At 29.7% G+C, this 23,349-nt stretch carries 23 protein-coding genes; 4 read left to right on the top strand and 19 right to left on the bottom strand.

Annotated elements, in window-relative coordinates; all coding sequences use genetic code 11:
- Window positions 1-43: 43 nt before the first annotated feature.
- The 16 genes from JK634_RS20190 to JK634_RS20115 all read right to left on the bottom strand — a co-directional run bounded on the left by JK634_RS20190 (window position 44) and on the right by JK634_RS20115 (window position 14,471).
- Window positions 44-2,473, bottom strand: a complete 2,430-nt coding sequence (locus JK634_RS20190; protein ID WP_202769564.1) for a glutathionylspermidine synthase family protein — start codon at window positions 2,471-2,473, stop codon at window positions 44-46.
- A gap of 20 nt (window positions 2,474-2,493) precedes the next feature.
- On the bottom strand, window positions 2,494-2,856 hold the full coding sequence (locus tag JK634_RS20185) for a hypothetical protein (RefSeq protein WP_202769563.1): 363 nt from the start codon (window positions 2,854-2,856) through the stop codon (window positions 2,494-2,496).
- A gap of 14 nt (window positions 2,857-2,870) precedes the next feature.
- Window positions 2,871-3,485, bottom strand: coding sequence for a hypothetical protein (locus JK634_RS20180; protein ID WP_202769562.1), 615 nt, complete (start codon window positions 3,483-3,485; stop codon window positions 2,871-2,873).
- Window positions 3,486-3,529: 44 nt separating this feature from the next.
- The gene (locus JK634_RS20175) at window positions 3,530-3,700 is read right to left on the bottom strand and encodes a hypothetical protein (protein ID WP_202769561.1); all 171 of its coding nucleotides are present in this window, start codon (window positions 3,698-3,700) and stop codon (window positions 3,530-3,532) included.
- A gap of 146 nt (window positions 3,701-3,846) precedes the next feature.
- Window positions 3,847-4,866, bottom strand: a complete 1,020-nt coding sequence (locus JK634_RS20170; protein ID WP_202769560.1) for an AI-2E family transporter — start codon at window positions 4,864-4,866, stop codon at window positions 3,847-3,849.
- Window positions 4,867-5,085: 219 nt separating this feature from the next.
- Entirely contained in the window at window positions 5,086-6,522 is a 1,437-nt protein-coding gene (locus JK634_RS20165; protein ID WP_202769559.1) for a glycoside hydrolase family 1 protein, read from the bottom strand.
- Between the two features lie 359 nt (window positions 6,523-6,881).
- Window positions 6,882-7,511, bottom strand: a complete 630-nt coding sequence (locus JK634_RS20160; RefSeq protein ID WP_202769558.1) for a class I SAM-dependent methyltransferase — start codon at window positions 7,509-7,511, stop codon at window positions 6,882-6,884.
- Between the two features lie 130 nt (window positions 7,512-7,641).
- The gene (locus JK634_RS20155; RefSeq protein WP_202769557.1) at window positions 7,642-9,030 is read right to left on the bottom strand and encodes an aldehyde dehydrogenase; all 1,389 of its coding nucleotides are present in this window, start codon (window positions 9,028-9,030) and stop codon (window positions 7,642-7,644) included.
- Between the two features lie 27 nt (window positions 9,031-9,057).
- Window positions 9,058-9,822: an EFR1 family ferrodoxin gene (locus tag JK634_RS20150; RefSeq protein ID WP_202769556.1), complete on the bottom strand. Its 765-nt coding sequence runs from the start codon at window positions 9,820-9,822 to the stop codon at window positions 9,058-9,060.
- Between the two features lie 18 nt (window positions 9,823-9,840).
- Complete coding sequence (locus JK634_RS20145; RefSeq protein WP_202769555.1) at window positions 9,841-10,713, bottom strand: 50S ribosomal protein L11 methyltransferase; 873 nt, start codon at window positions 10,711-10,713, stop codon at window positions 9,841-9,843.
- A 124-nt stretch (window positions 10,714-10,837) separates the two neighbouring features.
- A complete protein-coding gene (locus tag JK634_RS20140) occupies window positions 10,838-11,224 on the bottom strand; it encodes an FMN-binding protein (protein WP_202769554.1) in 387 nt (128 codons plus the stop codon).
- A gap of 21 nt (window positions 11,225-11,245) precedes the next feature.
- Window positions 11,246-11,725 carry a flavodoxin domain-containing protein gene (locus JK634_RS20135; RefSeq protein ID WP_202769553.1) on the bottom strand — a complete coding sequence of 160 codons (480 nt, stop codon included), beginning with the start codon at window positions 11,723-11,725 and terminating at the stop codon, window positions 11,246-11,248.
- 14 nt (window positions 11,726-11,739) lie between these two features.
- Window positions 11,740-12,354 (bottom strand): TetR/AcrR family transcriptional regulator, encoded by a 615-nt coding sequence (locus JK634_RS20130; protein WP_202769552.1) that lies wholly within the window; start codon window positions 12,352-12,354, stop codon window positions 11,740-11,742.
- A 181-nt stretch (window positions 12,355-12,535) separates the two neighbouring features.
- A complete protein-coding gene (locus tag JK634_RS20125; protein WP_202769551.1) occupies window positions 12,536-12,952 on the bottom strand; it encodes a YjdF family protein in 417 nt (138 codons plus the stop codon).
- A 162-nt stretch (window positions 12,953-13,114) separates the two neighbouring features.
- On the bottom strand, window positions 13,115-13,411 hold the full coding sequence (locus JK634_RS20120) for a hypothetical protein (protein WP_202769550.1): 297 nt from the start codon (window positions 13,409-13,411) through the stop codon (window positions 13,115-13,117).
- Between the two features lie 22 nt (window positions 13,412-13,433).
- A complete protein-coding gene (locus tag JK634_RS20115) occupies window positions 13,434-14,471 on the bottom strand; it encodes a S66 family peptidase (protein WP_202769577.1) in 1,038 nt (345 codons plus the stop codon).
- Window positions 14,472-14,842: 371 nt separating this feature from the next.
- On the opposite strand from JK634_RS20115, the gene modA reads away from it, so the two are divergent.
- From modA to JK634_RS20100, 3 genes are read left to right on the top strand one after another with little or no spacing between them, the layout of a single operon-like run.
- Window positions 14,843-15,646 (top strand): molybdate ABC transporter substrate-binding protein, encoded by an 804-nt coding sequence (modA, locus tag JK634_RS20110; protein ID WP_202769549.1) that lies wholly within the window; start codon window positions 14,843-14,845, stop codon window positions 15,644-15,646.
- A 23-nt stretch (window positions 15,647-15,669) separates the two neighbouring features.
- On the top strand, window positions 15,670-16,359 hold the full coding sequence (gene modB / locus JK634_RS20105; RefSeq protein ID WP_202769548.1) for a molybdate ABC transporter permease subunit: 690 nt from the start codon (window positions 15,670-15,672) through the stop codon (window positions 16,357-16,359).
- The gene (locus JK634_RS20100) at window positions 16,356-17,423 is read left to right on the top strand and encodes a sulfate/molybdate ABC transporter ATP-binding protein (protein WP_202769547.1); all 1,068 of its coding nucleotides are present in this window, start codon (window positions 16,356-16,358) and stop codon (window positions 17,421-17,423) included. Before modB ends, JK634_RS20100 begins: the two co-directional genes overlap by 4 nt.
- Before the next feature lie 63 nt (window positions 17,424-17,486).
- Here the strand turns inward: JK634_RS20100 and JK634_RS20095 are convergent, their stop codons facing one another.
- The gene (locus tag JK634_RS20095; protein WP_202769546.1) at window positions 17,487-18,440 is read right to left on the bottom strand and encodes a substrate-binding domain-containing protein; all 954 of its coding nucleotides are present in this window, start codon (window positions 18,438-18,440) and stop codon (window positions 17,487-17,489) included.
- A gap of 306 nt (window positions 18,441-18,746) precedes the next feature.
- On the opposite strand from JK634_RS20095, the gene JK634_RS20090 reads away from it, so the two are divergent.
- Window positions 18,747-20,759 carry a methyl-accepting chemotaxis protein gene (locus JK634_RS20090; protein ID WP_202769545.1) on the top strand — a complete coding sequence of 671 codons (2,013 nt, stop codon included), beginning with the start codon at window positions 18,747-18,749 and terminating at the stop codon, window positions 20,757-20,759.
- A gap of 56 nt (window positions 20,760-20,815) precedes the next feature.
- Here JK634_RS20090 and JK634_RS20085 read toward each other — a convergent pair whose 3' ends face one another.
- Both JK634_RS20085 and JK634_RS20080 read right to left on the bottom strand, forming a co-directional pair.
- The gene (locus JK634_RS20085; protein WP_202769544.1) at window positions 20,816-21,937 is read right to left on the bottom strand and encodes a Ger(x)C family spore germination protein; all 1,122 of its coding nucleotides are present in this window, start codon (window positions 21,935-21,937) and stop codon (window positions 20,816-20,818) included.
- A complete protein-coding gene (locus JK634_RS20080; RefSeq protein ID WP_202769543.1) occupies window positions 21,934-23,349 on the bottom strand; it encodes a spore germination protein in 1,416 nt (471 codons plus the stop codon). The genes JK634_RS20085 and JK634_RS20080 overlap by 4 nt, the downstream gene beginning before the upstream one ends.

The raw sequence follows: 23,349 nt of genomic DNA, 5'->3' as shown, positions 1-23,349 counted from the left end.
CTACCCCTTCTTTACTCCTTATTATAGGGTCTTAATTTATGTCTTATAATACCTTTGTCGTTAATGGAATGTAAGAGCATTCTTTTGTCGTTACTTCCTCACCTAATCTAGTATAAATGCCAGCAAAACTACTTCCAGTAACATATGTTCCAAATATCACATATTTTTTATCTCCACAAGTCTTCATTAATACGCTTTGTTGAAACACAATATCTTCATCAGGAATTTCCTTAAGCTTATAGCTTGGAACAACTTTAGTTCCTTCTCTTCCGAGCAAAGGCTTTATGAAAAAATCATTGCTCACTAATTCTTCAATATCAAAGGTTGTATGTGGAATATACTTCCTAATAATCTCCTCTTCCCTACTTGTATAAAACTTATTTTTTATAAGTTCAAATATAATTGGGAATAATGCTTTTGATTGCGTTATTATTGTATTTGCAGGATTTAAGAAAAATACTTTTTCAGATGCTATTTCTAACAACTTACTATATTCAATATCTTCCTCATCCTTCATCCAGTCGAGTGGATAATACCTAAATACAACATCAATCTTTTCATTATATATATAAAGACCATCAGTTCTTACTTCTATGTCTTCAATATTTCCATAAATACAATTATATTTTTCTTTAAATATTTTATATATAGCATTTGTATTTACCCAATCTTCATAATAGGTTAAAGAAATAAACCCTATTGTAGGATTATTTAAGTTATAACTGTCAATTATTTTCTTTCCCTCTTGCAATATCATCTCTTTCAAATTTTCATTTATTCTTCTTACGCCTTCTAGATTTGAAGTTCTTTTTTCTATTTCATCAAACAATATCTCTTCAACAAAAATTGCTTCAGCAACCCCTGCTGGGGTCTCTGCATTAAATTCTAGAAGTCTCCAATTGTTGTAAATATCTAGAGCCCAGTCCATTCTTCCTAGAAATGTAAGTTCTTCACATTTATCTTTCTTAATTACTTCTTCTAACCCATCAATACTTAATATATCTTTTAAGACATCAATATTCTGCTTAATATAATCTCTTGTTTTAACAAATATTTTAGAAAGTTCCTCTGTAGCATATTTGAGTTCGTTTAATTTATTTTCATCTAACACTCCAATGGAAGTATTAATATATTCCTTATTCCATATATTTAAGCCTGAAAATTCTCCTTCTACTACTATTCTTGAATCTATTTCTTTAAACTTAAAATATTCTGGAGTTAAGCTAAACTTATTTTCTTCAATTCCAATTGGTGTAAACCAGGTATACTCATCATTTGTAAGATAGTCTGGATTCCACCTTACGCATGTACCAATCACTTCATCTAAAGAAAAATATATCCCAAAGTTTCCGTATCCATCCTTTGGAATTCTGAATTCTCCATCATAATAATATGTTGTTTCCTGCTTCTGCTTTATAAATTCTTGTATAATATATGGTTTTTCAATTTTAGAAGTTTTAATATAATTAATAGCCTCTTTCCATTCTTCATCACTATATAGCTTTCCTATAAACACATCATCACTATATCTTCCATAAACAGGCTTAATTACGTAATTGTTCTTGTTTTTTAAGGCTTGAGTTAAATTTTTATCAGTTAAAATTTCTGTATAAGGCAAAGAGTCTATTACAGCCTTTCTTTCTCTATCATTAAGCCTTGTATCCTTGTTTTCAACTAAAACCCAAAGATATGTATAAAGATTTTTGCATTGAGCAATAATTACTCTAGGATCATTTAAAATCAATATCTTTCCTTGATCAAATAATTTTAAAATATCTAAGAAGTCTGGAATTTCGTATAAATATTCTGTTGGATATAATCTTAAAATAATATCGATTTTTTCTTGAAAACAAAACACTTCTGCATTATCTACATATATGTTTTCTGCTGAGCTTAATATTAGTTCAATATCTTGATTTCTTAATTTCTCAATAAAAAGCATGGCTAAATGTGTTTCCTCATAATGAGTCGGATCCACAAGTAATGCCACTTTAATCCTCGAGCTTTTATAATACTTATCTTTTATCTTGTAAAAATTATTTATGAATTTCTCTAAAAACCCTTCATTTATATTTCCATAACCCTTTAATGTTTCCTCTGCTACCATGCATTCTCTTTGAGCACAAGGTTTATCATAATTTAGTTCGCTATAAAATACTTTCTTCTCCTCATTATCTTCCCTAATAAAGCCATCAAATCTGCTCCAGAATATTGGAATGCCTTCTCGTCTCAATGACAATATTTCATTAATATATTTAAAGGGGGGTATATAACTTTTAAAATCTTGAAACTCTGAATTTATTCCATTTTGTATTTTAACTGCTATATTATTAATAATTTTGGCAGTATTAATAAATTCGCCATAAATTTCTTTCTCCATAAAATATGGAACATCTGAATATATGTTCTTTATTCTTTTTGAATGTATAAGCTTATATTCAAAAAGGAGTTTATCCCAATAATTCTTATACATATAATTATCCTTCCCTTATCCTAAGCTCCAGCACTTGATCTTATAAATGAGGAATAACCTTTACTTTTCCCCTCTTCTGAAGAAGTAATATTAGTGTTATCCTTTGCCCCTTGCCAAGCAGTCCATCCGATACTTCTATAGTTTACATAGGTGTAATGAGATACTATCTCATCTTCTCTTAAAGCTGATTTACTTTTGTCTGTTTCTGGGAACATAAATGGTTCTTGTCCAGTTCCATGATAAGCATCATCTTGATTATCCTCTGTTGCTACTTCATTAACTTTTGGAGTACTCTCACACCCTAATAGTACTGTAGGCGCTCCTACTGTAACGGTAGTCATTAAAGCTAGCGATAAAGCTTTCTTTTTCCATGTCTTGTCCATATTATCTCCTCTATTTAATTAATTAAATTTACTTTTACTTTAATATTATTATTTTCTAAATACTCAACATATTCTTTTAAGTCAATCTTCATTGGACTCTCTGAGACAATAATCACCTCATCAATTCCCCACTGATTAAGATCTTCTGAATACGGCATTTCTTCTTCAGTTAATCTATATTGATTGTTAAAATACTCCCTTTTAGGAAATTCTTTATCACTAAATCTATTGTAATCAAGTAATAATGCATATTTATTTTCTATGTTTTTTATATCATAAGAATATTTTATAAGCTTAATAAGCAATTCTTTAGAACCGACTATAGCCTTCTTATGAAATATATGTGCAAATACTAAAACTGGCGTGATTCCAAAGTTTACATTTAACTCTAATGCTAAATCTAAGTTATCTTCACCCTTTAAATCTATCAATAAAACTTGATTTTCTTTTTGTTCTTTTATTAATTCTAAAATTGATGTTGGAATAATCTTTGACATACTTTTTTTCATTATAGATTCAGATAAATCAAGTTCCTCTACAAACTCCTTTGAAGATGCAAAGGGGGTTGAAATCAACTGCCATCTAAATCTATCTAATCCACGTTTCCAATTCTCATAAACTGTATACATATCAACTTTTTCCATGGTGTTTTACCTTTCTAAGAAACTTGGAATTATTTATAAGTAACCGCAAAAACTTCAATCATATTTACTATATGATTATATCCATTTGTATCCTCTATCATAAGATAATCTCCATCTCTTCTAACAGAATATACATCTAATGAAATCTCAGGTTTTTCATTGTTATATGAGCCCGCTGTTAAATAAATATAACACTTCATTTTTATTCCCCTTCCACTTAATAATGGAATATATTATACCATAATTTGAAATATATTGAAATATAAAAGAATGCTCTTATACCCAAATTTATAAAATAAAAAAGTTGGTATTCAGTTATAAAACACTGAAAATACCAACTCATTATCTAAATACTTATTTCACTATCTTCTCCACTTACCAATTCAATTAAGAATACAAATATAGGAATACCTATTATCATTCCCCATGGACCTATAAAATGCTCTGATAAAATCAAAACAGCAAATGTAATAAATATAGGTAAGTTTACAGCTGTAGACATAATCTTTGGATTCAAAATGTAACTTTCTAACATGTGTAGAGCAATTATCATTACTAAAACTGAAATAACTTTTGAAATTCCACCAACTTGGAATGCGCATATTCCAAGGGGAATAAATGAAATTATTACTCCAAGTACTGGTATTAATCCTAACATAAACATCATTAAGCCTAAAATAAAAACATTGTTGAATCCTAATAAACTAAGTACTATACATGATAATGCAGAGTTTATAAAAGATATAACTAGCTGCATCTCAATTACAACTACAAAAGACTTCATAAATTTCTTTGCAAGATTTTTATAGTAGGTATATAAAAATTTACTTCTTCCTTTTTCAAATCTAGTAAAGAATCTTCTAAGCTTATCTTCTTCAAGTATGTACATAAATGTTAATAAAAATGATAGTCCTATGTTAACGCCTGTAGATTTAACATAGTTAAATGTTTTAAATGTGAGACCATTGATACTTGAAACACCTTTCATAATTGTTTCTTGATCTATGTTAATATTATATTTTTCTAAAAGAGATGTAAGGGTTGAAAAATCAAAATCCTTAAACTGGGTTATTATTAGATTAACTTGATTTACTATGTCTGGAATGAAAAACAATAGGAAACCAACTATACCTAAAAGTACCAAAAAGAATGAAATAATATTCGTAATCTTTTTACTTAATACCTTTTTGAACCCTAACTTTTTATGAATAAGCTTTGATATATCTAAAACAACTATAGTTTCAATTAACGTTAAAAATATCAAAGACATAAAATCTCTAAATAAAAATAATATTAAACCTAAAAACAAAAGTGCCATAACTCTTTTAAATGTGTTACTGGTTAAATTCTTTTCAATAAAATTCAAATTACCCTCTCCCTGCACATTTTCGATAAATTTTTATTCTATATTACTAATTTATCAAATTAACATTCCTATTACTATACTAAAATAAAAAAATAAGTAATTGTTAAGAATTTTATTGTGTTTTTATCATCAAATTTGGGACGGTTAACAACTTTTCACAATAATGCTTGCACATTATGTCTATTATTGTTAACCGTCCCTAGCTAATTTTTGTAGTTTTTAGAATTCTTCTCCGTTTGTTTCTATAACTTTCTTATACCAATAGAAACTATCTTTCTTTATTCTTCTTAAATCCTTTTCGCTATGCTCATCTCTGTTTACATATACGAAACCATATCTCTTTTGATATCCGTTTAACCAGCTTAATAAGTCTGTAAATGACCAAGTACAGTAACCAATTAGATCTACTCCATCAGTTACAGCTTCTTTACAAGCTTCAACATGAGCTCTTAAATAATCTATTCTATATTCATCTTTTATAACATCATTTTCTTCTAAAGTATCATATGCACCTAAACCATTTTCAGTTATTAGAACTGGCAGATCATACCTATTAGTTATTCTTCTAAGTGCAACCCTTAAGCCTGTTGGATCAATGGTCCAATCCCAATCAGTAGTCTTAAGATATGGATTCTGTACATTCTTAAATAATCCTGGTATTCCGCTTTCGCTTGAACTACCTTTTTTGCCTGTAGTATTCATCTTACCTTCACCAACTCCATCTAGTGGGTTTGATGCAACTACTCCAGATTGATAATAATTTACTCCCATAAAGTCAGGCTTTCCAGCCTTTAATAATTCTAAATCTCCAGGCTGAATTTCAGGAGCTACCCCTCTTCTCTTTAATTCATTGAACATAATCTTTGGATATTTTCCCCATGCATAAACGTCCATCCACCAATGATTGTTATGCTCTAATGCATTTTCGAAAGCTAACATATTCTCTGGAGAACAATCTAATGGATATACTGGTCCATAAGCAAAGCTTGGTCCTATTTTACCATCTTTAACGATTTCTCTAAAAGATTGTATTGCTTTAGCATTAGCTAAACTTGCTATATGATTGGCATGAAGCATTCTCTTTGTATCCTTTACACCTGGTGGGTGTAAAGCTGTACTATAGCCTAATCCAATAAACACATTTTGTTCATTTAGTGTAACCCAATACTTAACTCTGTCTCCGTATCTTTTAAATAATGTTACACAATAATTATTAAAGTCATCTATTACCTCTCTTGATTCCCAGCCTCCATATAAATCTTGAAGTGCTTTAGGTAAATCCCAATGATATGCAGTAATTACTGGTTCTATGTTGTATTTTATCAATTCATTAATTAAGTCATCATAAAATTTCAAACCTAATTCATTTACTTGTCCTCTTCCTTCTGGATAAATACGTGCCCAAGCAATTGAGAAACGGTATGCTTTTAATCCCATCTCAGACATTAATTTTACATCTTCTTTAAATCTGTGATAATGATCTACTGCCACACTGCCATCAGTACCTTCAAATGTTGTTCCTGGAATCTTTACATATTCATCCCATATTGAAAGACCTTTTCCATCCTCTTCCCATGCACCTTCTACTTGATATGCTGCTGATGCTGAACCCCAAAGAAAATCTTTAGGAAATTTTTCTAGCTTTTCATGGAACATATATTTCACCTCTTTGTATAAATATTTCACCTCTTCATTATAAGTGTTAACTTTAAAAAACTTGTTTTTTTAGATGTGACTTATAACTAAATTCTTTGCTATATAAATTATTGTTTTACTTAGTATAATTAATAAATCGCCTTATCTTTTTTACATTATTTTGTATATTATCAACAATATAGATTTTTTAAGGAAGACCTTTTTAACACTATTCACATGTAATTCAAATATATCCCATGACAACAAAATATAGGTACCTTTCTGAAGATAAGTTTGTTTTTCTTGTTTTATTTCTTGTCTTTATAAATAAATTAAAAAGATGTAGTAATACTATTTATTTACTACATCTTCTTAATTCACTATTTTTCTGCCACTGCCCTTAGCCAATTTCTTTCTTCTATTACATCAATAGATATATTGTTATATCCAGCCTTCATTAATAAATCTTTTAATTCTTCTGGAGAGTAAATTTTCATCTTTCCAGTTGCTAAAAACTCATCATTCCTCTCCTTGAACCTCTCACTTGAATACACTTCATTTATAATCAGGAATTTCCCAGTTGTTTTTAAAACTCTAAGAACTTCCTTTATATTTGCTAAAAAGTCTGGCCAGAAATATATAGTCTCAACTGCTGTAATAATATCAAACTTTTCATTATCAAATGGCAATTTTTTAACACTAGCGTTAGATATATATACTCTTCCCTCATCAATAAGTTCCTTGTTAAATTCATTTGCCCATCTAACACAATCTAGAGAATAATCAATTCCAAATACCTTTCCATTCTTAGATAAACTAGCTAATCTATTAACTGTTCTTCCTCCACCACAGCCAATATCTAAAATAATATCCTCTTCTTTTATTGAAAGTTTATCTAATCCCCAGCCTGTTAATTCATAATGATTTTGATTCATATCATCAACCACAAATTTTCCCAATTCTCCAGTAGGTTTCCTACATTGATTTAATCTTTTTGCTATTTCACTCATTTATTGCGCCTCCTTAGTTGATCTTAATTATCATTATCTTTAAATTCATACTATAATATAGTTTTCATTATGTAAATATCAATTATGTAATAAGGTAGGGAATATTCATATTGAATATTCCCTACCTTATTTACTTCATTACTTTTCTTAATAAACTTACTTTTTCCTTTGTATATGGAGGAAAAATAAATTTCATATTTATCTTTGTACTTTTCTTTAGAACACTTTTTTTATGTGAAAAAGTCTCAAAACTCTTAACACCATGGTATGATCCCATACCTGAATTACCAACACCACCAAAAGGCAGGTAAGGCGTAACTAAATGTGTCATCGTATCATTAATACACCCACCACCATAAGAAACATTCTCAATAACCTTACTCTCTACTTCTTTATTTTCAGTAAACAAGTATAATGCTAGAGGCTTAGGTTTAGAATTTACCATATCTATTACTTCTTCAAGATCGTTATATTCTAATATAGGTAGTATAGGTCCAAAGATTTCATCTTCCATTACCTTATCCTCTAGTGTAACATTATCCATAATAGTTGGTTCTATATAAAGAGTATCTTTATGTGTTCTTCCTCCAAACACAACTTTCTTTTCATCAATAAGCTCTACAAGCCTATCAAACTGTCGTTCATTAACTATTCTCCCAAAGTCATTACTTGTTTTTATCTCTATTCCATAAAATAATTCTATCTGCTCTAATATTTTATCAATAAGCTTAGCTTTTATTTGTTTATGGACTAATAAATAATCAGGAGCTACACAAGTCTGCCCTGCATTCATAAACTTTCCCCAAACAATTCTCTGAGCTGCTATATGTAGATCTACTTCCTTATCTACTATACAAGGACTTTTTCCTCCTAATTCCAAAGTTACTGGCACAAGATTTTTAGCAGCTGCTTCCATAACTATCTTTCCAACTGGAACACTTCCAGTAAAGAAAATATAGTCAAATGGTGAATTAATTAAAGCTGATGTAGTTTCTCTTGCTCCTTGCACAACGCTGACATACTCCTCTTCAAAGGTTTCTTTTATAACTTTCTCTACTACCTTGGTTACATTTGGAGTAAATTCTGAAGGCTTAATGACTGCACAGTTTCCAGCAATTATAGCTCCAATTAAAGGTTCAAATATTAGTTGAAAAGGATAATTAAATGGCCCAATAATTAAGACTACTCCATAAGGTTCTGAATATACATAGCTTTTTGAACCAAAATGAACTAACGGAGTTTTAACCTTCTTCACTTTAGCTAACTTCCTTAGGTTCTTAGTAAAATATTTAATACTATCATATAAGTATCCTATTTCTGAAGCATAACCATCAAATTCTGATTTATTTAAATCCTTTTTTAATGCTTCTAGAATTAAACTTTCATTTTCCTTAATAACTTTTTTAAGTTCATTTAATTTACTTAATCTAAAATCTATATTTCTTGTTTCACCAGTTCTAAAGTATTTTTTATGTTTTTCAATGATTTTTAATACTTCCTCGTTATTTAGTTCCTTCATAAACTAAAACTCCCTCTAAATGTTTATTTAAATTAACTCTTCTATTTTTATATATGGATTTCTATACCTATTTTTACTTATTGTTGACTTCCCTAGATTAATTGCTTTTTTAGGACATGCATTTATACAAGCCATGCAATCCACACACTTACCATTCCAGGTTGGTCTTTCATTCACCATTTTGATATTATCTGTTGGGCAAATTCTTTCACATATACTACAATTAATACAACTATCATTTACATTAAAGCTTTTGTCCTTATTTTTATATAACTCTCTCCAGGCCTTATTCATTAAATTGCTAAAGCCTTTCTTAAAATCCTTATTCTTAATTTCTCTGTTCTTTAAGGATACTATAAAGTTACTTAATAGTTCCTCATTTGCTTCAATTGCTTTAATTGTTCTTTCTTCTGTTGGATTTAATCCCATTCTTGTATAATTTGAAATGTATTTTACTTCAGCATGATTATTTATTCTATTTCTAGCTTTTAAAAATTCATTTATTTCTGCAAAGGAGTTGTCTGAATGCCCTCCTCCAGTTACCTGCACTGCAAATATATATGGATTATTCTTAATAACTATTTTAGATATAAATTCTCTAACTAAAATTGGTAGTGAAAAACTATGAAGCGGAAATACAAATCCTATCACATCAGCTTCATATTCAAGTTTACCTTCTTTTAAAGCTTTCGGAATTGAAATAAGCTCGCAATTCTCCAAACTATTTTCTATCTCTTTTGAAACATATAAAGAATTACCTGTAGACGAAAAATAAAATATCTTGCTACTCATTATAAAAACTCCCCTTAATTATATTGATCTTTGAAGAAATAAAGTTACCCATTCATTACTTTTTGTCTTTTTAACTAAAGAATACCCTTGAACTTCTATTTGTTTAAATACTTCCTCATAACTCCATTCTACTAATCCAGATACTAATAATATACCATTAGACTCTATTACAGAATTAATTAGTTCCATTGAAGCTAGGGTTTCTTCCCCTCCTATGTTTATAAAAACAACATCATATTTCTCTTTTACCTCTAATTTTTCTTTTGTAACATCTTTTATTAATACTTCTACGTTAGTTAGGTTGTTTAATGCTGCATTATGCATAACCTCCATTGTCACATCTCTAATATCTAATGCAACTACTTTAGCTGCATTTTTTAGCGCAGCTCCAATCCCAAGAATTCCTGAACCAGCACCTAGATCTAATACTTTTTTATCACTAAAATCTAAATCCAATATAAATCTAAGCATATCTTGAGTAGTTTCATGTAATCCTGTGCCAAAGGAACCCTGAGGCTCAAAATTTATTTTCTTATAGTTTTCTAATGTAAGAGACGGCTCACCTATAACCCATCCATTTTTTAAATCTACAGGTTCGAAGGGTTCTTGCCAATTTCCCTCATTTATTTCAGATAAATTAATATCTTCATCTAACTTTAATGTATTCTTAATTCTATCTATAACTTTTAAACATTCATCTTCACTTTCACAGTCAGGATATACCTTTAAAAGAACATCCTCATCTTCCTTTTCATAATATCCATAACCATTGTTATCAATTGTAACCTGGAATGGAGTTTCGTAATAAGTTGAACTTAATCCTATCTCTTCTAACTTTTCAAGAATATCCTCAATATTAGAATGATTTATTATAAATGATATTTCAAACATAAAATTCTCCTTTGTTATCTCTTTGTTTTAATTTCAATTATACTATTTTTCTAAATAAATTACATAAAATAAAGAAAAAACAGGTACATGCTTATAAAAATTAGGCATGTACCTGTTATTAAACTTATTTGCTTAGCGCATTTTCTATAGATTTAAGATATGCTTTACTTGTTACAGTTGCACCGGTCACAATATCAACATCTGTATTTTGTTTGCCTATAACTTCTTTAGTAATATTCTTTGTTACATCAGAAAGATTAAACTTAACATCCTTAGTTACATTTATATCAGTAATCTTATGATTTTTAACAGTTACATCTAATTCATTAGTCCATCTTCCTTCTTTATACTGTCCGTGATAAACTCCGTCACTTAATTTTGATACATCTATTTTATTCACACTTACTTCTTTCCCTGAGCTTAATCCTCTAGTCATGTAAAATATTCCACTAGCTATAACTAATATTAGGATAACTAATACAGTCAGCAATACTTTTAAAACTTTTTTCATAATAATACTCCCTTTTATTTATTAAGCTTTATTTATATTTTTCGCAAATTTATCTATATTTTCTTTTGATAAAGTTGAGCTATCTTTATCACTTTTTGTAACCTTCTTTACAATAAATCTCTCTAGAAAATTTAACTTACTAAAAATAAATTCTCCACCAAAGAATCCCTTAGTTATTGTAGTTTCTAAAAGTTCCTTTGGGTAAGCCATATTTATTTCTTGCTCTGCTTCTGCCCCATCTCTCATACCACAAATAAAAAGTGCAACTCTCTTATCTTTAAGGATATCAAGATTTTTAGTGCAGAAAGTTTTTACTTCCTTTAGTATTTGTCCCATATAAACTGATCCTCCAATAATTATCTTATCGTATTTTGATAAATCAGTTTCAGCTTCTTTAGTTAGGTCTAACTTCTGAACCTCTCCTTCTAGAGATTGTTCTAGTATCCCGACACATTTTTCTGTAAATCCATGTTTGGTAGCATAAGCAATTAATGTTTTCATAATTTACACTCCTTTTAAATCTTTATTCCATTAATAAGTATTTCAAAGTGATGATTAATAAGCCTTTCTTTTTGCTCTTTTGAAATATTTTCTTCTAAAATAAGTCTTGAAATTAATCCATGAGTTGCTGTCCATAATATTTGTGCAGTAAGTTCAACATCCATAGGTTTAAATTTCCCTGTTTCCATTCCTAAGCTTACTAGATTGCATAAGCCTTGAAGACTTTTTCTTTCTTTTGAGATTCCTCTCTCTAAAATATTTACCTTATCCTTAACTTCTTCAATATTACTCATTAAAATAATCTTGAATTCTTCTGGTGATTTAAGCATCAAATCTATATAAAGCCTTAATCCTTCCTCTAATGTCTTTTCTGGATTTTCTCTATTTAAAGGCACTTTACTTATGGTCTCTAATATTCTCTTATACCCTTCTCCAACCATTACAGAGATAATATCTCCTTTATCTTTAAAGTAATGATAAATAATTCCTGGAGAATATTCTATTTTATTTGCTATCTTTCTTATTGATAATTTTTCAAATCCTTCTTCAACTAATATTTCTTTTGCAGCATCTATTATTTTATTTTTTATAGCTTCTTTTTCATTTTCTCTTCTCTCAGATATACTCATATTACCCTCCATTTTTAAACAGTGTATTTTTATTGAACACTGTTTAATTTTATTTTACTCCTACTTTTTTCCATTGTAAATAACTAAATAAGAAAATTTATGATAAATTCTCACACTATAAAAAAGAGTATCCCAAAATAATTTGAGATACTCTTTAATAATTCATAAATATTTAATTTTACTAGTGTCCTTTTTTCTTTTGTTTTTTCTTTTCTTGTTTTTTTATGAATCTTTCCTCTTCAATTTCCTTACGATATTCTTTTCTTCTATGTCGTCTTTCTTCCTTTTGAGTTTCATACTGAAGCTTTATAACTTCTTGAGCTTTTGTTCCTATACCCTTCTCTTGAATTTCTTTCTTTAGTTTTCTTTGAAGTCTTTTAGGATTTATTACTCTAGCAATTTCTTTTTCAACCTGAAGAGAAATACTAAATTTTAAAGCCGTATAATTTCTAAGTATATATTCATATACTTCATAATCCTTTGGTTCTGAACCAAACACAACTCTAGCTACAGATAGCTTATCTCCTTCAGATTTTTCAAAGACTCCAACCCAAAAAGGGTCCTGAAAAAAGACCGTAAGTTTAATTTCCGTATTCATTTTTGTTTCCTCCTGAATTGTATATAACTACAGAGAACGGACAACCCCAGGAGGGCAGGTTACTTACAAAGTTATTATCTATGCATCCGGACTACCAACCGAATCGTGTTTTTATCTCTTAAAACAAATTATATCAGAAAAATTCTATAATTAAATACTCTACTACTTAGATATTTTTATTCCTTTTATGAAAAATAACACTGAAAATAAAAGGACAGGTATTAGGCTAAATATATTTGAAGCATCTATATTTCCGCTTGAACCCATTATGATTAATACAATTATTGAAAACAAAATTCCTAAACTTCCAACAACAATCAATCCTATTTTTGATTTACTAAAATTTTTAACTAGAAGTGTTTGCTTTCCTGAAGTCCAATATGAAGGACTATTAACACTTTTATTATATTCATCTATTTCTTCTATCGATTTTTCTAAATCCTCTTTACTTGAATTCACAATAATTCCCCCTTCTATTAATTTATATAACTCCAGGTTCTAATATACTAAAGGAAACATCTTCGCAATTTATTTCTGCTAAAGCACCATAAGGTAATATGCACATAGGTGAAGTATGTCCAAAATTTACATTATATAAAATAGGTAAGTCTTTAAGCTTTAGCTCATTCCTTACAACAGTTAATATGGCTTCTTTATATTCATCATAATAGCAATCATCATAAGGTTTTGCGAAAACTATTCCATTGATTTTATTTAGAATTCCAAGTGTACCATAGCTTCTTATCCAACATTCAACAAGTGCTGGATCTGGTTTATCTTCTGAAGTCTCAAGAAATAAGATTCCATTTTCAAATTCATCTATACTTGGCCATAATTCAGTACCTTTCATCATTTCTAGAACTTCAATACAGCCACCAATTAATCTTCCTTGAATCTTACCCTTACCTTGTAATAATTCATACCCCTGATTCTTTTCTAATTTTCTAGAAATATTCTTATTTTTCTCTTCCCAAGGCACTAATTCGCTTGTCCAAACTTCAGAAGCTGAGATACTCCCTATTACTCCATTATTAAATAAAACTTTATTAATCCAAAGTTTTGTGTAATCATGCATTGAAACATTCTCTGCAAACTCACATAAGATAGAAGGTCCATAGAACGAAGATAATCCAGCTTTATAGCATATCATATGTGTTATTGTCGTGTCTGAATACCCTATAAATACTTTAGGATTATTCCTGATTACATCAAGATCTATATATGGTAGGATTCTGATACTTTCACTCCCACCTATACAGGAGAAAATCCCTTTAATAGACTCATCCTTAAATGCCATCATTAAATCCTCAGCTCGCTTTTTAGGATTGTTATAAATAAATTCAGTTCCCTTTAAGGTGTTTGGCATTTCTACAACTTGTAAACCAAACTCTTCTTCTAGTCTCTTCTTACCAATGTTGTATCTCCAAATAATATCTCTATCTCCTGCTCCTCCCCAAGAAAGACTTATGGTTGCTACCTTATCTCCTGGCTTTAAAGCAGCTGGTTTAATTAATGGCATATCAATTCCCTCCAATCTATCTATTTTGTTAAATATTTCAATCATTGTATCATACTTCTCCACATGCTATCAACACAATAAACTTGAAATCCCCCATAATCATATAGCTTAAGAAGCTTTACATAATATTTAATAATTTATCATCAAACTCACTTTTTAATTAATTATATATCAATTAGAAAACATTTTCTTTTTACTTTTTGTATAAATTTTCTTTTATTTTTAAAATATTGATTTTTACTTCCATTGCTTTTATAATATAACAAAACAGTACAAAACGTTATAAAACATTATAAAATATTTCATTTTCGTATGTTTTAATCACGTTTTGTCACTTCATGTCATTATATTTACAAAAAGGGGGTCTATTTATGAGGTACACAAAAAAAATAATAATATCTATTTTAACTACTATATTTATTATTTCAGCTACTGGTTGTTCTCAAAAAGCTAAAGATGTTTCTGCAGATAATAAACAAATAACACTTACCATATCAGCAGCTGCAAGCTTAAAGGATTCAATGGAGGAAATTAAGACTTTATATACTAAAGATAAACCAAATGTTAAATTAACTTATAATTTTGGAGCATCTGGTACTCTTGAACAACAAATAGAGCAAGGGGCTGAAGCTGATATATTTATATCTGCAGCTCCGAAGCAAATGGATTCATTAAAAGATAAAAGTTTAATTCAAGATGATTCTCGTATAAATCTACTTGGTAATAAGGTTGTTTTAATCGTACCTAATGAAAGTTCATTAAGTCTTACTTCTTTTAATGATATCGCAAATGATTCAGTGAAAAAAATTGCTCTAGGAGAAGCAAAAAGTGTCCCTGCAGGTCAATATGCTGAACAAGTTTTCACTAAACTTAACATTTTAGATAAAGTTAAAAACAAAGCTGTTTATGGAAAAGACGTTAAAGAAGTATTAACTTGGACTGAAAGCGCAAATGCGGATGCAGGTGTTGTTTACGCAACTGATGCAAAAACATCTTCAAAAGTAAAAATAATCTGCGAAGCCCCATCAGACTCCTATAGCTCAGTTTTATATCCTGCTGCAGTTTTAAAAGGTAGTAAAAATGCTGATGCTGCTAATGAATTTTTAAGATATCTATCCAGCGACAAATCGAAAGTTGTCTTTGAAAAATACGGGTTTACTTTTATGCCAAAATAAAAATAATCAAGGAGGTACTACCTATGGAAATGGATTTAACACCTTTATGGATATCAATGAAAACTGCCTTTTTTGCTACAACTATTACCTTCTTCCTCGGAATAATAGCGGCTTGGTTTTTAACTATAAAAAAAGGTAGATTTCATAGTATTATAGATACTATTTTTATTTTACCAATGGTACTGCCTCCTACCGTATTAGGCTTCTTTCTACTTGTGATATTCGGTAGAAATAGCCCTATAGGTAAGCTTCTTTATTCAATAGGGATAAATATAATTTTCTCTTGGCCAGCAACTGTTATCGCTGCTTCCGTTGTTGCCTTTCCGTTAATGTATAGAACATCTAAAGGTGCCTTTGCTCAAATAGATGAAAACTTACTAAATGCCGCAAGAACTCTTGGTGTGTCAGAGCTTAGGATATTTTGGACTATAACAATTCCTTTAGCTTGGCCCGGAATTGCTGCTGGTACAATTCTTGCATTCACAAGATCATTAGGTGAATTTGGTGCAACTCTTATGATTGCTGGTAATATTCCTGGTAAAACTCAAACCATTCCTATAGCAATCTTTTTCGCTATGGAAGGTGGAGAAATGGACAAAGCACTGCTTTGGGTATTACTAATATTTACCCTCTCACTTATAGTAATACTTTTAAGTAATTACTTTACTAGAAATGGAAGTAATCTTTCCATTAAAGGAGGGATAAATAGATGAGTCTTTTCGTAGATATAAAAAAATCCTTACCTGGGTTTGATCTTAATGTAAATTTTGAATCTAACAAGCATACGCTAGGTATACTAGGTGAGTCCGGTTGTGGTAAAAGTATTACCTTAAAATGTATTGCAGGTTTAATAAAACCTGATAGTGGTAAGATAATTTTAAATAACAAGATACTTTTTGATTCTGAAAAAGGAATTAATGTTCCGATTCAAAAGAGGAAAATAGGTTTTCTTTTTCAAAATTATGCTCTTTTCCCACATATGACTGTAGAAGAAAATATTGCTTATGCTATGAAAGGTTATTCAAAAACTCAAAAAAGAGAAATTACAAATGAGAACTTAAATTTGATGAGAATTAGCAACTTGAGAACTAATTATCCTCATCAATTATCTGGTGGACAACAGCAAAGGGTTGCCTTAGCAAGAGCTCTTGCTGTTGAACCTGAAGCTTTGCTTTTAGATGAGCCTTTTTCTGCTTTAGATAATCATTTAAGAAGCATAATGATAAAACACATGACTGAAACTCTATCAAATTATAGCGGATCAACTTTGTTTGTGACTCACAACCTAGAAGAAGCCTATGCTTTATGTGAAAACTTAGTTATAATTTCAAAAGGACGTAATGTTTCAAATGGAGATAAAAATGAAATATTTAAAAATCCTTCTTCTATTGCAGCCGCAAAAATAACTGGTTGTAAAAACTTATCTAAAGCTAAAGCTATTTCCACAAATACTATAGAACTAACTGACTGGAAATGTACTATTAAATTAAATAAAGAAATACTTCCAGATATTACACATATAGGTATACGAGCTCATTATATAACTTTAGCCAAAGAAAATTCCATTAATAGCTTTAATGTTTGGCCTTCATATACTTGTGAAACACCTTTCAGAAGAATGGTTTATCTTAAGCTACACAAAGAACCCATTTCTCCTAATGATTATAATCTTCAGTGGGACATATCTACTGAAGAATGGAATTTAATTAAGGATAAACCTCTACCATGGAGAATATCCTTAAACGAAGATTTTTTAATATTTATAAGCGAAGATTAAAATCCCAGAATGCATTAAGCATCTGGGATTTAATATTTTTTATATTCTGTTAAACTTATTACTTTAGGTTTCTGCAACAACTTTACCTAATTCTGATAAATCATATCCACCAATTCCCTCTAGTTCTCTTTTAAACTCTTCCGAATTAATTATTTCTATTACCGCTCTATAGTGAGGTTTATTTAAATCTTCTTTCTTTATTACCATCTCATATCTTTCTTTGTGCAGTGGAATAAAATCAATTCCACTAACCTGTAATCCATTCTTTTCATTTCCTAATCCAACATCTGCGCTCCCTCTAACTACGGCACTAGCTACTAACAAATGAGAAAAACATTCTCTATTATATCCTTTTAAATTACTAGAATCTATTTTTAATTTCTTTAGATATTCGTCTAATAATATCCTTGTTCCACTACCTTTTTCCCTATTAACAAATGTTATATCCTCTCTTTTAAGATCTTCAAAACTCTTAATATTCTTTGGATTTCCATTTTTAACATAAAACCCTTGTAATCTAGTTGCTAAATTTATTATCACTGCTGGAGTTCCAGGAAGTAATCTCTTAACGTAAGGTATGTTATATTGTCCTGTTTCACCATCCCAAAGATGTGCTGTAGCAATATGTACCTTTCCATGATAAAGAGAATATAGTCCATCATAACTTCCTATATAGGATCGTAATGCCAATGTCCCATTAGGATGATTCTGAAGGTATCTAGATAAAATATCTAATATTATATCTTGGCCGCATATTACAAACCCTTGGTTGGTCGGTAGTTCATTATAATAAAGTGGATTGCTCATTTGTGAATTTTCTATAGAATCTTCATTTTTAATTTTATTACTTTTTGTTCTATTTTTATATTCTTCAACATCATCTAAATCAACTCTAACCTTCTTACCAACACGGTATGAATTAAGTTCTCCACGTTTAATTAGTTCATAGACTGTGTTTTTAGATATTTTAAGAAGTTCTGCTACTTCGATTGGTGTTAATGCAGTGTTATTAGCCATATTTTCCTCCAGAATAATTTATTTTTTCACTAGTAGTAATATATCACTATTATATCATTAAAAACCATTCCTGATAATTCTTGCACTAAAGTGTGCTTATATAAAAATAATAATTTAAAAAAATTAGCCCAATTGGTAATTATTTCACAATAAATTGCCAATTATTTTTCACTTTTCTAATTTTGATAACATTTACGTATTAATTTACTAAGAAACTCAAATTTTTCTTTGCAGATTATTGTTTATTCACGAGTAGAAATATGATATTATCAAAGTATGTAATATATTGTAGAGGAAGTGTTTAATATGTCGAAGAAAAGTAAGAATTCATTAAATTTAAGCAGCATAAGAGTGAGACTATTAAGTATTCTATTACTTTTATGTATTGTGCCCGTTTTAATACTTGGAATATTATCGTACAAGCAGTCTTATACCCTATTAAGCAATAAGCTTCAAGTTTCTGCAGATCAGAATCTTACACAAGTAAATAAAAGCATAGATAACTACTTCACAGGTATTGAAAATACTACTGATATGATGTCCGTAAATGCTAATTTGAAAGATATTGAAGCTCATCCAGAGTATCTTTCTAATGTAATGGGATTATTGGGAGATATAAAAAATAGTCATAAAGACTTTTTAAATGTATATTTTGGACATGCTACAAAAAAAATGGACATATATCCTGCCCAACAATTACCTGCAGATTATGATCCTACAATAAGACCATGGTATCAAAAAGCAGTTGAAAACAAAGGTAAAGTTGTTTTTTCTGATCCATATAAAGATGCTTCCAGTGGAAACTTTGTAGTATCTGTTTCTAAAGCAGTTGAAAACAATGGACAAATCGTAGGTGTTGTGTCTATTGATTTAAGTTTAGATACCCTTTCTAAACAACTATCAGACATAAAACTAGGAAATAGTGGATATGTATATATAACTGATGCAGCTGGAAATGCTATTGCTCATCCAAATGCTGGTGAATTAGGTGCCAATAATGTTACTAAATTGGATATATGGAAAGATGTTCAGTCAAAAGCTAAAGGTTTTGGAACTTATACATATAAAGGTGAAAAGAAATTTTCTAGTTATGCCACTAATTCAATAACTGGATGGAAAGTTATTTCAGCAATGAATGAAACTGAGCTAACTAATGATACCAATGGAATTCGTAATACAACATTATATATTATTTTCGCTATAGCGGTTATTTCAATCATAGTTTCAATCTTAACTAGTAGATCAATTACTAAACATGTATTAAACTTAAAAGCAATTTTTGAAAAAGCCTCTGCTGGAGATCTTTCCTCAAGAATTAAGATAGATTCAAAGGATGAATTCTTAGAGTTAGGTGATAACTTTAATGAAATGTTAGATCAAATTACCAACATGATGGATAATGTTAAAAACTCAGCAAATTCATTAACAGAGACTGCAGTATCTATTAACGATAGTGCCAACGAAACTGCAAAGGCTATAAACGAAGTTAGCTTAACAATTGACCAAGTAGCTCAAGGTACAACTTCTCAGGCTAGAGATATCCAAGAGGGTGCTGAAGCTATTGATAATTTAGCACTAAGAATTGAAAATATTGAGCAGCTAGCAAATAAGATGAATACTATTTCCAATGAAACTAATTCACTTAGCCAAGATGGATTAAAGGTAGTTAATGTACTTACTTCTAAAACCGAGGAAGCAAATTCTTCAACTATATCAGTTTCTAATGTTATAGATGAGATGAATGAATCAACTGCTCAAATTGGCTTAATCACTGATGCAATTAATAGTATAGCTGAGCAGACTAATCTGTTAGCACTTAATGCCGCTATCGAAGCTGCTCGTGCTGGTGAAGCTGGAAGAGGTTTCTCAGTGGTAGCTGAAGAAATAAGAAAACTAGCAGAAGAATCTACTAGTGCTACTAATCAAATTCAACAGTTAATAGAGAATATTAAAGGAAATACTGAACTAGCAGTTACTTCAATGCAAACTACAAAATCTGTTGTTAGAGAACAAACTGCAGCAGTAGGTCAAACTAAGGATATTTTCAGTAAAATCCTTGATTCTATAAATGATTTAATGAACGGAATCAAAGAAACTCAGGCTTCAATTAATGATACTAATGCTCACAAGGATGATATCGTTAATAGAATTCAAAGTATATCTGCCGTAGCTGAGGAAAACTCTGCAAGTACAGAAGAAGTATCTGCTTCAACAGAAGAAATTACAGCTGTTATGAGCGAATTTACTTCAGCTTCAAATGAACTTAAAGAATTAGCCGAAAAACTTGAAGCAGAAATTAATCACTTTAAACTTAAATAATAAATAAAGAAGAGTATAAGTTACTTATACTCTTCTTTTCTTTTATATATATAATATTATTTTCCTTGTGTATCCTTAATATCTCCGCTTCCATCAATTCTAACATTTACTTGAACCTCTAAATCTGTCTTTGATATTGGGTTTTCTATATTATTATTGGGATATTTCATGTTCAATTCTCTTTCAATATTCAAAATATCTATACCATTCATTTTAAATTTATTAAATAATTCGTTACACTTTTTTGTTATCTTCTCTTCAGCACTACCTTTTATCTCTTTTCTAATATTATCATCACTTAATCTTAAGCTAATTTGCGCTTCATTAACAGATAGTCTTGTGTCTATAACTATATTGGCTTTAACTCTACCATCCTCTAAATATACTTTTCTTTTAGGCTTACTTGATAAAATATTTAGAGAAACAATCTTTTCTTTATGCTCTGGGTTTCCGACAAATAAACCTCCTGATTTAAGCTTATTGTTTAAAAGGTTATATGCCTCAACTTGCTCATTATTAATTTTATCTAACATTTTTCCATCTACTAAAACTGCTGCACCATTAACTCCAATTCTAGTTTTTATGGATTTTTCGGTCCTTTCAACAATAGGTACAACATTTGTCCTACTTCCCATAAGCTTATTATTTAAATAATTATTAAGTCTTAAATCAATGATATTTGAAGCTTTATTTTGATATAACATCATATTTTCAAGGAATTCTCCCAAATACTTCTCATCGTCTAAAGAAATGTTAATAAAGTTTTCAGGATCTCCCTCATATATAAACATAAATTGTCTTAAGGTTGGTTTTGGATCTCTATCTGGAAAATCTGTAAAATTATCTAGGCCATATCTAGCAGCGCTCTCTGTGTAAATTAAAATCTTGTTTACATCATAAGCGATTTGATAACCTGCAGACATATAGAGATCATTTAATGCATCATTTATACTTCTTCCTCTACCTTTTAAAATAACTTTTCTTTCTAAACCAGCCTTTTCTCCTTCTCCTCTTAACGCCTTAAAGCACTCATTATAAACTTTATACTCCTCCTCTTTCTCATCTATATCATATATCTGTAGGCTAGAAAAAAGAAGCTTATTCATATCCCTGTAATTGTAACAGCCATTTAAGTTCAAGGATATAATCATTAACATTATTAATATTATTTTTTTCATGATTTCTCCTCCCTAGGAAGAATATCTGATGATATATTCTTTAAATCTCCTCTGAAGATTACATCTTTATACTTAAGCCTTTTTAATGTTCCTAATGGATAAAGATATGGATATCCACAACTTGTTAAGCTAGCAAGATGAGAAATAAATATAGTTACTCCCATGTAAAACCCAGGCAACCCTAATAGTGAAGAAAAACCAATGATTACCAGATTCCACATAAACACCCCTGCTTGCATACTAGGAATTAAATATGATGCTATTGCTGTAATGGCTACAACTACAACAGTAACTTGAGAAGCAAGCCCAGAGTTTACTGCAGCCTCTCCTAAGATAAGTGCTCCAACTATACTCAAAGTAGGACCTATGGGTTGTGGCAATCTGACCCCAGCTTCCCTAATTATTTGAAAGAATACTATCATATATACAAGTTCCACTACTGTAGGAACTGGAACTCCAGCTCTAAATATTGCAATTCTATATAGAAAAATTGTAGGTACAAGCTTAAAATGATAAGTAATTAGTGAAAGATATAAGCCTGGAATTAACGTTGCGAGTAAAAAACTAAACCATCTTAATATCCTTCCCAAATTAGCTGAGAACTTATTAAGTGTATAATCATCAGTTGTTTGAAAGTTTTCTATAAAAAAGTATGGTGCTGTAATTGCAAAGCTAGTTCCATCCGTCAATATAGCTACTCTGCCTTCCATAATTTTTGATGATATAATATCAGGTTTTTCAGTATATCCTATAGTATCAAATGCCGTCCCTTTGCACCTTAATTCTTCTTCAATATTATTTTCAGATAACACTGAGTTTTCTCCATAAGCTTCTATTATGTTATTTATTTTTCCTCGAACGTAATTTATAAGATTATCTGGAGCTGAACCCTGTATATAAATCATAGCTATTTCAGTTTTTGAATATTTTCCAATCTTCATATTTTCTATCTTTAAATCTTGAGTCTTTATTCTTCTTCTTATTGCTGATATATTATCTTGTATATTCTCTGTGAAGCCTTCTCTTGGGCCCTTAATTACAGTTTCAGTAATAGGTATATCAATTGCCCTTTTTACGAAACCCTTTGCCTCACAATAAATTGCCTTATTTAAATATGAAAATACTATTACAACATGAGCTGATAAAATAAGATCTACCGCATGATCCAAAGAATTGATATCATTTACCGTAGACGCAACTATCACTTCTTTTTTAATTTTCTCAATATCATTACATGCTTGAGTATATCTCATCATTGGAGCAATTACATATTCACTTATAAATTTTGCATCGCAAAGACTATCCACATAAATTAATGTAATATTACCTTTGTCATTTCTTATATCTCGATACTTAATATCATAAATGTTTGCCAACCTATTTTTTATGTCATTAACTTTTATATTATCCAT

Origin of the sequence: Clostridium paridis (assembly GCF_016765615.1) — a bacterium.
In the GTDB taxonomy this organism is placed as follows: Bacteria; Bacillota; Clostridia; order Clostridiales; family Clostridiaceae; genus Clostridium_T; species Clostridium_T paridis.
This window is presented reverse-complemented; position numbering and strand designations above follow the sequence as displayed.